We start from the raw sequence: 5754 nt of genomic DNA, 5'->3' as shown, positions 1-5754 counted from the left end.
TTTAACTTGCTCTCAGAAGAAGTGGCTACCCAAGTTGCGATAAAATTGGGGGCAGACAAGCTGATAGGCTTCTGCTCTGAGCAAGGTGTCATTGATGAAAATGGCAATGCCATTGCCGAACTATTTCCCCAGGACGTTGATAAGCTTTTACGCGCTCATGAGCAAATCAACGATTCACAGAACGATAATGACACCGTAGAAAACAACACGACGCCAACAGACCTGACGCAAGATGATTCTTCCGGTACCAGTCGTTTCTTACGGGCAGCCACTGTCGCTTGTCGAGCCGGCGTACCCCGAAGTCATTTAATCAGCTATAAAGATGATGGTGCACTCATTCAAGAACTGTTCTCGCTAGACGGAATAGGCACCCAGGTAGTCATGGCCAGTGCAGAGCAAGTCCGTACCGCACAAATTGATGACATAGGTGGCATTCTAGATCTGATTCGCCCTCACGAAGAGAAAGGCGTTTTGGTTCGACGATCAAGAGAGCAACTTGAACAGGAAATACACCAGTTCACGATCATCGAAAAAGATGGGCTGATCATCGGCTGCGCGGCCTTGTATCCCTATAAGGATGAGCACATGGCAGAAATGGCGTGTGTCGCCATTCACCCAGAATATCGCGACGGCAATCGAGGCTTGCTGTTACTTGACCACATGAGGCTTCAATCAAAGTCCCAAGGTATCCATCGGATTTTTGTTCTGACCACCCACAGCTTGCACTGGTTCAGAGAACAAGGGTTCTATGAGGTAGGGGTCGACTCTTTGCCTGTCGCGAAACAAAACCTCTATAACTATCAGCGGCGTTCAAAAATCTTAGCGCTTCGTGTTTAGCCTAATCAGTACAATGCATTCTCAAAATTGAGACAATAACAAATCAATTTCATAGCATATAGTGATAAAAAACCACTTTATTTATTGAGATAAAGTGGTTAAAATTCGACCTCCTCAATTGAGGAGCTGCCTTTCGGGGTCATTGGACTCTTTGCCTAACTCAGTTGGGCCCGCATGGATTGCCTTAAAAATTAAAACAAGTAACTAAGAGCAAATTGCCGATGAAAACCGTCATATGTAACTCTGTCCAAAGCTTTTGGGACATGGCTGACAACCAATTTTTAGAAGGCTTAGATGTACACTGTGTATTTCCTGTCAATGAAGGTATGAAAGCGTTCATTTTGAATTACCAGAGACGTTATAAAATCAATAGCATTTCCTTTACAAGCGCAATTCTAGTGTAATGCTTGAAATGAACGTAAGTTTCCAGGGATGGTGACTTACCATTGATGACACACTTCTGATTCAATCTTTTCTTTCCACGCCTTCAACACTCTCCAGACTTAGATACTTTCCAAACTTAGGTACGTTCTAAACTTAGATACTTTCCAGACCTTAATGACAAAAATAATACTGCGACACTATCCGTCCACATCGCTAACAAGTCATCTTTAACCGTTCCACTAAACCACTCACGCGCTCTGTTTTTACTCTGATCCCGCGCTTAAGCACACTCATATTACAAAATAGAACCAATCGGCTTTTCGCTCGCGTTATCCCGGTGTAAATCAGCTCTCGGGTCAGTACTGGTGTAAAATCCGGCGGTAAGATCATTAAGGTTAAGGCAAACTCGCTACCTTGAGATTTATGAATCGTCATGGCAAACGCGGTTTCATGGCTTGGAACTCGGCTTGGTAATACGGATTTCACACTGCCATCGGGTAGTTCAAAAAAGACCTTGAGGCGTTTATTGTCATCAGAAAAATCAATCATGCAGATGCCAATATCACCATTATACAAGCCTAATCCGTGATCATTTTGCGCCACCATGACAGGGCGGCCGTGATACCAAAGTTCATCCTGTGGATTAATGAGCCGCTGACGAGACAACGCTTTTTCAATGCGTAGATTCAATCCAGACACACCAAAATCCCCTTCGCGTATTGCACACAATAATCGACATTGGGCAAACTGCTTCAAGGCCATTTTCGCTCGTTGCAATTGATCTTCAACAAGCTCAATGGTACTCGTGTCTTTCGGCTGTATTTGCTTTAAATACTGCGCATATTCCTGTACCAATGTTTGCAACATGTGATTGTAGCTTTCACCACTTAACGTGTGATATTCAATGTCTCCAAATCCTTGCTCAAAGACCTGCTCTACACGTTTGGGTTGACCTGAGTTTATAGCTTTTGCTAGCTGACCAATGCCAGATCGTGCATCAAATCGAAAGCTCTTTTGCAGCATACACAAGCTATCACTGATGACGTTGCCATCCTGTTTGATGGTGTCGTCTGGGTTAAATGAGCCATCATTAACATTGATGTGCTGATACTGTGTCAGTTCTTTGAGCATTTTTTCCTGGGCGCTGCTGTAGCCTAATTTCTGGAATGAGCAGATATCACCAAGCACAGATCCCGCTTCCACAGACGCTAACTGATCTTTGTCTCCGAGCAGTATCAAGCGAGCATGGTCTGGCAGCGCCTCCACCACTTTATACATCATAGGCAGATCAACCATCGACGCTTCATCAATCACAAGAATATCCAAATGCAGCGGGTTTGCTCGGTTGTGTCTGAACTCTGCACTATTGGGCAATGCCCCAAGTAAACGGTGAATCGTACTCGCTTGGGTAGGAATTTTCTCTTTGAGTTGCGGTGACACAGCAAGCTCGGTGATCGCCTGACCAATCGATTCGGTTAATCTTGCGGCCGCTTTCCCAGTTGGTGCTACCAGGCGAATAGTGGGCTCTTTTCCTGTTTGCTCTGCTTGTGTAATCAATGCAGCAAGCAGCTTAGTGACCGTGGTGGTTTTACCCGTGCCTGGCCCTCCAGAAATGACCGCAAAGCGACGAGTTAATGCAATGGAGGCTGCGACTTTTTGCCAATTCACACAAACAGATAACGGCACCCATTGGTCCAGCGTTTTTAAATCTTCACTTTTATTAGCCGCCAGTAATAAGTTATCAATCGCCATCCAATCCAGCGATGTGTTATCGACGATATCAAGATGATCGCAAACCAGTTGTTGACGGACCACTTGAGTATTTTTTGATGGCGAAAGACTTTTCAGCCCATTAAATAGGTAGTGATAACTTCGCTGAAAGAGACGATCAAGTAACGCAGAGAGGTTTTGTACCTCAGTAGGCTTTAAGATCATCGGTGACCCAAAGCGAGTTAAACATTCCGCTAAGCCGATTTCGTACTGCCAGTAGCGATGCAGATACAAGCGTTCGCCATCAAACATCATCGGCACGGCCTCACTATTTTCACCAATCAAAGTCGACTGTTGAATCAGCGATGCCCAATCAATGCTTTGTAATTGCAAGCTTAGCGCCGTGGCAGAATCACCATACAGTCCGAGTTTTAACGCCCATGGATGATGAGCATGCTCATCAGAATTCACCGAATTATTTGCAGTCTCGCCCACCATCGAAGGTGTTGGCAGCATCAAACAAATGTTTCCCTTACTCAACTCATGGCTGATTAACCCCGCAAGAAAGCCGATCTGTTCTGGAGCATTCTGTTCTTGGGATGCAATGAATCGAGCAAATTGATAATCAAGCTGCCTAATGACGCCTTTCTTCGCCAATGTGTTTAAATTACTAAGAAGAGACATTGTCATTAAAAATCCAGCTCCATTTGATCAGCAGTACGAAGGCCATTAGGAATACCGCCAGCTATGAGGTTATCCATATCATTGAGAAGGTCCAAACTTGGCTTAGCGGAAAAAATACCATGGTCCGATTGCCCATCCATACCACGAAGAAAAAGATAATATACCCCACCGAAATGAGCATCATAATCGTAGTTTGCTAATCGGCTGCGCAAGAAACGATGCAGCGCTAACGCATAAATTTGGTACTGCAAATCATAGCGATGATCCACCATCGCCGCACGTAAAGCTTCGCCGTGATAACACGAAACGTCATCACCAAGGTGATTCGATTTCCAATCCAAAATGTAGTATTTACCTTGATGTTCAAAAACTAAATCAATAAACCCTTTCAGCATGCCTTTCACTGTTTGAAAACCGAGAGAACCGGCCTTCGCTGATAATTCATCATGTTGACAGATGGTCTGATTTAGCCCATTGGCCGTGAGCACTTCAATGGGCAATAAAAACTCCATCTCGACCAACCTTTGCTCTGCGGACTTTTTATTCAGCAAGAGATCTCGCCCATCAAGAGGGGTGCTTAACACCGTGTCCACCAACGTTTGTAAAATGGGTAGCCAATGTTCATCTAGCTGCTCTTTTTCCATTAGATGGCGAATAATGTCTAGGTTGCTTTCTTCACCAGCAGGAAGGGTAAATTCCACCTCTTCAAATAGCGTGTGCAAAAACGTACCCGGGCGAGCGCCCCGTGGGAAGGTGAAGATGGACCGCTCTGGCTCAATGAGTTCCGTCTCATCTTGCTCTTCAACAGAATCTATATCAAACCCCTGAATCTCAACACTGGCATCATAATGAGACTGATGACTGCCTTGCTTAACCAGACCTGAATAGCTGGTAACACGCCAAGATCGGTCAATCTCTCTCTGGAGTACTTGAGCATGAAGATCGACAGCATGTTCTTGCAAAATAGAGTAAGAATCATCGTGAGGCAACGGGGGATCCGTCACCACAATGGCGCTCAATGCGTTAGCCTGAACAGTTAACGCATTGTTGAGATCGGAAATACCGCCTTGTTGTGCATTTTGCAATAAATAACCCAGTGCACTTTTATCAACTCCGGTCGGTTCTTTGGTTGATCGTCCTCGTCTTATCGGTGACACCCCAATGAAACAGCCATACACTGCTCGAGTGAGTGCGACGTAAGCGAGTCTTAAATCTTCGGCTAAACGCTCTTTATCGGCCTGCTCTAATGCGGCACCACTGTTGGTAATATCGAGTATTGTCTGATCAGTGGATTCGTCATAATACTTTCCTTCACTTGCTTCACGATAACTGACTAGAAATGGGAGAAACACCAAATCATATTCCAGACCTTTCGATTTATGAATGGTGATGATTTGAACCAAGTTTCGCTCAGACTCTAACCGTTGAATTTGATCATCACTGCCACCTAGCCCTTGTTCGGCTTGGCTGATGGTTTCGGCAAGCCAGCGCAACAACCCATGGTCACTATCTAACTCTTGCCTCGCTTGTTGCAACAGTTCTCCAATATGCATCAAATCAGTGAGCGTACGTTCGCCATTATCTTCTTCAAGTAACCGTTCAGCGATATGACGCTTACTGATTACGGAACGAAGCATCGGAAGCACTCCTCGTTGTAACCAGAGTTTTCGATACTCTTTGAATTCGTTAACCGCGTTATCCCAGATGATTTCATCGTTATTTAACGCATCAAGCTGGCTTGCGTTCAAGGCAAACAATTCAGAGCCAAGGCACGAACGCAGTGCTCGATCATTGTCGGGGGTAAGCGTGGCTTGCAATAGCCTTTGTAGATCTTGAGCAACTCCACTTGTGAACACGCTATCTCGGTTAGAAAGGTAAACACTGGCAATCCCTTTATCGGCCAAAGCCTGTTTGATCATTCGCCCTTCATTACCCGTTCTCACCAGAACAGCCATATCTCCCGCTTCAACGGTTGTTCTTTTCGAGCCACTTTCAGATCCACTTGAAAAGTAGGCATTATCACTTTGAGCTGCGGTTAATATCGTTTGGATCTGACTCGCCGTCGCCAGCGCCATTTCATCAAGGTATTCCCCTTTCGAGCGCGGTTTATCTTCCGCGTCTTGCAGCCAATAGGTCATC

Annotated in this window: 4 protein-coding genes; 2 read left to right on the top strand and 2 right to left on the bottom strand. The window is 45.2% G+C overall.

Annotated features, from left to right (window positions below):
* Together argA and ACP45E_RS04110 are read left to right on the top strand one after the other, a co-directional pair.
* Positions 1-837: amino-acid N-acetyltransferase (argA, locus tag ACP45E_RS04115; RefSeq protein ID WP_069584724.1), on the top strand; the 837-nt coding region annotated here is incomplete at its 5' end.
* A gap of 221 nt (positions 838-1058) precedes the next feature.
* Positions 1059-1241, top strand: a complete 183-nt coding sequence (locus ACP45E_RS04110) for a hypothetical protein (RefSeq protein ID WP_017035017.1) — start codon at positions 1059-1061, stop codon at positions 1239-1241.
* A 193-nt stretch (positions 1242-1434) separates the two neighbouring features.
* On the opposite strand, the gene recD is transcribed toward ACP45E_RS04110, so the two are convergent.
* Both recD and ACP45E_RS04100 read right to left on the bottom strand, forming a co-directional pair.
* Entirely contained in the window at positions 1435-3621 is a 2187-nt protein-coding gene (gene recD / locus ACP45E_RS04105; protein WP_069584722.1) for an exodeoxyribonuclease V subunit alpha, read from the bottom strand.
* Positions 3621-5754: 3'-5' exonuclease (locus tag ACP45E_RS04100; RefSeq protein WP_198927683.1), on the bottom strand; the 2134-nt coding region annotated here is incomplete at its 5' end. The genes recD and ACP45E_RS04100, both read right to left, overlap by 1 nt.

The sequence above is a fragment of the Vibrio genomosp. F10 str. 9ZD137 genome, assembly GCF_049974785.1.
In the GTDB taxonomy this organism is placed as follows: domain Bacteria; phylum Pseudomonadota; class Gammaproteobacteria; order Enterobacterales; family Vibrionaceae; genus Vibrio.
The sequence above is the reverse complement of the archived record's forward strand: the minus strand, read 5'-3'. Positions and strand labels throughout refer to the sequence as shown.